The sequence below is a fragment of the Gordonibacter pamelaeae 7-10-1-b genome, assembly GCF_000210055.1.
GTDB classification, from domain to species: Bacteria; Actinomycetota; Coriobacteriia; order Coriobacteriales; family Eggerthellaceae; genus Gordonibacter; species Gordonibacter pamelaeae.
On sequence record NC_021021.1, the window covers coordinates 1,655,664 to 1,661,353 of the forward strand.

The 5,690-nt window shown below is 66.8% G+C and carries 5 protein-coding genes; 4 read left to right on the top strand and 1 reads right to left on the bottom strand.

Annotated elements, in window-relative coordinates:
- From GPA_RS07705 to pth, 3 genes are all read left to right on the top strand, one after another.
- Positions 1 to 418, top strand: a 418-nt coding sequence (locus tag GPA_RS07705) for a DapH/DapD/GlmU-related protein (protein ID WP_269446286.1), incomplete at its 5' end; no start/stop codon positions are given.
- 131 nt (positions 419 to 549) lie between these two features.
- A complete protein-coding gene (locus GPA_RS07710; RefSeq protein ID WP_015539507.1) occupies positions 550 to 1,515 on the top strand; it encodes a ribose-phosphate diphosphokinase in 966 nt (321 codons plus the stop codon).
- Positions 1,516 to 1,521: 6 nt separating this feature from the next.
- Entirely contained in the window at positions 1,522 to 2,079 is a 558-nt protein-coding gene (pth, locus tag GPA_RS07715; protein ID WP_015539508.1) for an aminoacyl-tRNA hydrolase, read from the top strand.
- A 209-nt stretch (positions 2,080 to 2,288) separates the two neighbouring features.
- Here pth and GPA_RS07720 read toward each other — a convergent pair whose 3' ends face one another.
- Positions 2,289 to 2,951: a DUF1648 domain-containing protein gene (locus GPA_RS07720; protein ID WP_049784067.1), complete on the bottom strand. Its 663-nt coding sequence runs from the start codon at positions 2,949 to 2,951 to the stop codon at positions 2,289 to 2,291.
- A gap of 305 nt (positions 2,952 to 3,256) precedes the next feature.
- On the opposite strand from GPA_RS07720, the gene GPA_RS07725 reads away from it, so the two are divergent.
- A complete protein-coding gene (locus GPA_RS07725; protein WP_049784268.1) occupies positions 3,257 to 4,576 on the top strand; it encodes a DHA2 family efflux MFS transporter permease subunit in 1,320 nt (439 codons plus the stop codon).
- The last annotated feature ends 1,114 nt before the right edge of the window (positions 4,577 to 5,690 follow it).

Below are 5,690 nucleotides of genomic sequence, written 5' to 3' on the forward strand. Positions count from 1 at the left end.
CGGCGCCTCGTGCGGACCGCGCGCCTACCTGCGGCCGGCCGCGCACCTGTGCGAGGGCGCGAAGGCCGGCACCCACGTGGAGATCAAGAAGTCCACGGTGGGGAAGGGCTCGAAGGTGCCGCACCTGTCCTACATCGGCGACACGACCATCGGCGAGGACGTGAATGTGGGCGCCGGGTCCATCACCTGCAATTACGACGGCAAGAAGAAGTGGCCCACGGTGATCGGCGACGGTGCGTTCGTCGGCAGCGACACCATGATGGTGGCCCCCGTGAGCATCGGTGCGGGCGCCATCGTGGGCGCGGGCTCGTGCATCACGAAGGACGTGGCGCCCGACGCGCTGGCCCTCACGCGCCCCGAGCAGCGCGAGATCCCCGGTTGGGCCGCCAAGAAGCGCGCGCAGCAAGCAGGGAAGTAAGGAGCTCTGTCGAAAAGGCGGAGATTGCCCTGTGCGGGCGCGTCGCCTGCGGATACAATAGTGCCCATGTGAGAGGGGGCGACTGCTGCGGCGGGCGCGGCGGCCCCGCGGCAACACGAAGGAGCGCGCACATGACGGAAGTGCAGAAGAGCATGGCCTTGTTCTCGGGGTCGGTCAACCCCGAGCTCGCCGACGAGATAGCGAAGCACCTGAACGCCTCGCTCGGCAACGTCAAGCTGGAGAAGTTCGCCAACGGCGAGATCTACGCGCGCTACCAGGAGAGCGTCCGCGGCGCCGACGTGTTCCTCATCCAGTCGGTGTGCGGCGCCGAGGGCTACGACGTGAACGACGCGCTCATGGAGCTGCTCATCATGACCGATGCCGCCAAGCGTGCCTCCGCGCGCTCCGTGTCCGCCGTCATCTCGCACTACGGCTATGCGCGCCAGGATCGCAAGGCCGCTCCGCGCGAGCCCATCACGGCGAAGCTGGTGGCCGACCTCTTGGCCGCGGCGGGCGTGGACAACGTGATCACCGTCGACCTTCACCAGGACGCCATCCAGGGCTTCTTCGACCTGCCGGTGAACCACATGACGGCCATGCCCATCTTCGTGGACTACTACCGGTCCATGGGCTTCGACCCCGAGCAGCTGTGCGTGGTGTCGCCCGACGTGGGCCGTGCGAAGGCGGCGAAGAAGTTCTCCACTATGCTGGACTGCGACATCGCCATCATGCACAAGGACCGCCCGAAGCACAACCAGGCCGAGATCACGGCGCTCATCGGCGACGTGAAGGACAAGGTGTGCATCCTCAACGACGACATGATCGACACGGCCGGCTCGCTGGTGGCGGCCGCCTCCACCCTCAAGGCCAAGGGTGCCGCGCAGGTGTACGCATGCGCCACCCACGGCCTGTTCAGCGGCCCGGCGTACGACCGCATCGCCAACTCCATCATCGAGGAGGTGGTGGTGACGAACGCGGTACCCGTGCCGCTGGAGCGCCAGACCGGCAAGATCAAGGTGCTGTCGCTGGCCTCTTTGTTCGCGAAGACCATCAGCAACGTGTACGACAACGGCTCCGTGGCAAGCCTGTTCGAGTAGGGCGCGATGTACCTGATAGTTGGCCTGGGGAATCCGGGCGAAGAATACGCGCACACGCGGCACAACGCCGGGTTCGACGCGGTGGACGCCATTGCGGGCGAGGTGGGCGCGCGCTACTGGAAGACGGAGTGCGGCTCGCTCACGGCCAAGGGCGCCTACCGCGATGTCGACCTGGTGCTCGCCAAGCCGCAAAGCTACATGAACACGTCGGGCGGCCCGGTGAAGCAGCTCATGAACGCCTACGGCGTGGACGCGGAGCACCTCATCGTCATCCACGACGAGCTGGACATCGACCCCGGCACCGTGCGCGTGAAGTTCGGCGGCGGGCACGCCGGGCACAATGGCCTGCGCTCCATCTGCGACAAGCTGGGCACGCGCGACTGGAGCCGCGTGCGCGTGGGCATCGGCCGCCCGCCGGGACGCATGCCCGTGGTGGACTGGGTGCTGTCGCTGCCCAAGAAAGAGGCTGCCGACGACTTCGCCTACGCCGTGGACCGCGGCGCCCAGGCCGCGCTCTCGCTGGTAACGGCGGGCCTGGAGAAGACCCAGCAGGCGTACAACTAGGGAAACGCCGATCGGGCGGCGTTGTCGCTGGCTCCGTTTGGCAGGGGCTCTGCCCCTGCCGGCACCCCTACGGCTTGTCGCCCTGTTGGGCGGCAAGGGCAGAGCCCCTGCCCTGCGGGGACGGCGGGCGCGCCTAGCGCTCGTTCCGTTCGATGCGAATGTGCGGGTTGCGCTTCAGCAGCTCCTTGCCTGCAATAAAGCCGTTTCTCTCATCTCATCGTCACTATCCACTCCACGAGCAAGAACGCCGTGATGGACAGCAGCAGCCCGCCGATGGCGCGCGCCTGCTGCTTGTCGGCTCCCAACTTCCGCTCCAGCTCGCTCGATCCCGGGTGGGAGTTCACGAACCGCAGCCCCTTTCCGGTGATCAGCATGTACAGCGAGAACGCGAGCGGGCCGAACACGATCGCGCCCATCCCGAGGTCGACGAGCAGTTGCGCCACGTCGACGGGTGCGGCGAACCCGGCTTCCGCGAAGCACATCGCCACGCTTGCCGCCTGGAAGAGGTCGAGCACGGCGAACACGCCAGCGACGACGGGGAACGACATCTGGCCGCCGAAGCTGTCCGACACGAGCCAGTCCTCGCGCCCGGTCGCTCGCTGACGCTCGAAGACGGCGAACAGGAGGGCGACCGCGATCTCGATGGCGAAGAGAATGCCCGCGCCGACGAAGAGCTCTGCTTTCGATCCCCAGCGGTCGGGCCCGCCCACGTCGAAATGAACGGGAACCGTCTCCGGCAGGAACGGCTGGGCTGCGGCGGTGAGGACGAGTGGAAGCGCGGCGAGCGCAAGGAGGACCGCGATGCGCCAGCGACCCCGCCGCGCAGGGGCTTGACCGTCGGCAACGCAGTTGGGCACGGGGTTGGAAGACATGGCCGCCGTCCTTTCGAACGCTCGCATAAGCGTATTTAGCAATACTAAGTATAGACGAAGGGGAACCAACGAGGCAACCGGGTTCCGGGCGCTGCGTTCTGCCGGGCGCTCAACGGCAGGACACCTGCCCAGGGTGCGCACCTCGGGCGCTCCACCCGGAGCGTTTCCCCGATTTAGGAGCGCCTGGGCGCCGACGCTTGGGCTATACTTTCCGGTACGGAGAGGACGCGGAGGCAAAGGAGGCTGCGGTGCGGGAGTTGGTCAAGGGCGAGCGGGGGCGCGTGTACGCGCTGTTCGCCATCGTGATGCTGGCCTCCGCCTTCGGCAACCTCTCGCAGACGGCCGTGAACGCCATGATGCCCGAGATCATGGGCGAGTTCTCGCTCGACGTGAGCCTGGGCCAGTGGCTCACCACCAGCTACATGCTGGTGCTGGGCATCGCGGTTCCCGCGGCCACGTTTCTGGGGAAGCGGTTCACCACGCGCCAGCACGTGTTCATCGCGCTCGCGTTCTTCCTGGTGGGGGCTCTTGCCGACTGCCTAGCCTCGAATTTCGCCGTGCTGCTGGCCGGGCGCATCTGCCAGGCCGTGTCCACGGGGCTTCTGCTTCCGCTCATGCAGACCATCGCCATGACGCGCTTTCCCGAGGGGCGCCGCGCCACGGCCATGGGCATCGCGGGCATCGCCATGGGCTTTGCGCCGAACATCGGACCGACCGTCGGCGGGGCCCTCAGCTTCTCGTTCGGGTGGCGCAGCTTCTTCGTGCTGCTGCTGGTGGGCGTGGCAGTGCTGGGGGTTGCCACGGCGCTGCTCGTGCGCGGCGGGGAGGGCAACCGCAGCGAGCGGTTCGACACGCTGTCGTTCATGCTGTCGGCGCTGGGCTTCGGCGGCCTGTTGCTGGGGTTCTCCGAGGCGAGCAGCTTCGCGCTCACCAGCCCGTTCGCGTGGGGCCCGCTCGCGGCGGGTGCGGTGTTCCTCGTGCTGTTCGTGCGGCGGCAGAAGCGCGTGGACGACCCGCTCATCAACATGGGCATCTTCAAGTCGGGCCAGTACACGGTGGGATTCGCGGTGCTGTGCCTGCTGCATGCCTCGTTCATGGGCGTGACGTTGGTCATCCCGCTGTACGTGGAGGGGCTGTGCGGCGGCACGGCGCTTGACGCGGGCATCGTGCTCCTTCCCGGCACGTTGGCGGCGCTGTTCCTGAACCCGCTGGCCGGCGTGCTCACCGACCGGTTCGGCATCCGCCCCGTGACGGTGGCGTCGGGCGCGCTCTTGGCGGTCGGGTCGGTGCTCATGGTGTTCCTGGACGAGGAGACGCCGCTCGCCGTCACCACGTTCTGCCAGGCCGTGCGCGCGTTCGGCGTGTCGGGGCTCATGGGCCCGCTCATCTCGTGGAGCCTCGCCGGCCTGCCGGGGCGCATCGTCACCGACGGCAGCTCGTTCTCCATCGCGGGGCGCCAGGCGTGCGCCTCGCTCGGCACGTCGGCGATGGTGCTGCTCATTGCCCTGGCGGGCACCTCGGCTGCAGCGGTCGCCAACCCCGCGCTGCCCTACCAGCTGGCGTTCGCCTTCTCGGCCGTGTTCGCCGTGGCCACGTTCGTCGGCATCGTGGCGAAGGTGCGCTAAGGCCGCTTCGGGCACGCTCTGGGACGGGGCAGCGCCATTGCGGCCCGGCACGCGTGCGCGTCGGGCGCTCGGGTGTGCCGGCCGGCGCGCGAAACGGGCCGGTTCGGCCAATTCTTTCGCTTGCCGTACCTTGGCGCGCTTGAAAAGGAGGCTGTTCTGGCAGAAATCGAGGCTTATTCGTCATGGGGTGAGAATCTTGGCTCTATTCAGGGGTGCATCCATTGCTCGGGATCGTCGTTTTCCCTGTTCAGCTGCTTTTGCGGAGTCATGCATCGACGGCTGCTCGTATCTCGACGACGAATAGCTTGCGATTTCTGCCAGAAGGCGCAGGTTCCGCTGCTCAACCGTGATTGTCATCGATGTTGTTGCCGAAAAAAGGGCAGAGATTTCGAGGTAGGTGATTTTTGGCTCGGCGTACTCGGGCCGATTCGATCAAGCGGGATGCACCGACCTGACATTTTGCATCCACTCTTCCGTGTGCGGTGATTTTTCAGCGAGCAAAAAAATCACCTACCTCCGATTCTCTTCCAAAATGGGGGCTCTCTGCCAAATCACCGCTGGTGTTTCCTCGTGGCGGGAAGGAGTGCTTTCGACTGGTATTGCGAGAGGCCCTTTCTTCGGCCGTACAAGATGGCGAAGTGCGCCGATCCGCGGTAGCTCGATGGAGGGCGGGCGGCGCTGCTGCGGCTCACCTGCTTGGTTGCCGCCGAACCAGGCTGCGGCTGGCGCGGGCGCGTCGAAGCAGCGCAACGACCGGATGACGGCTTTTCAGGACGCATGGCGGCGTGGGCAAAGATATATGTTGACAACATAGATGTTTTGGGAGTATATATGTTCACGTCATATAGCTGTAGGCGACAGGTGGTTGGAAGGCGAATGCCGGCAGACCGCGAAGAAACGATGGCCGTCGCAGGCGAGGCGGCCAGGCGGCGCAAAGCCTGCGGGCTGCGGACGTAAAGCTTGCGGGCTGCGGAGGCGGCGCGGCGGCCAACGTAAGCCGCTGACCTGCCGAAGAGGCGGCCGACGTGCCGAGGAGAAGGAGGCGACGCGCATGCCGCGAGGCGACTGCGGAGGAGAGGGTGCCCGGCAACCGTGCTGCCGGCGGCGCGGTGGG

Bases quoted from the DNA above. Each gene is read 5' to 3' on its own strand.
- GPA_RS07710 (WP_015539507.1), top strand. From the start codon at position 550: ATGACGGAAGTGCAGAAGAGCATGGCCTTGTTCTCGGGGTCGGTCAAC.
- pth (WP_015539508.1), top strand. From the start codon at position 1,522: ATGTACCTGATAGTTGGCCTGGGGAATCCGGGCGAAGAATACGCGCAC.
- GPA_RS07720 (WP_049784067.1), bottom strand. From the start codon at position 2,951: ATGTCTTCCAACCCCGTGCCCAACTGCGTTGCCGACGGTCAAGCCCCT.
- GPA_RS07725 (WP_049784268.1), top strand. From the start codon at position 3,257: ATGCTGGCCTCCGCCTTCGGCAACCTCTCGCAGACGGCCGTGAACGCC.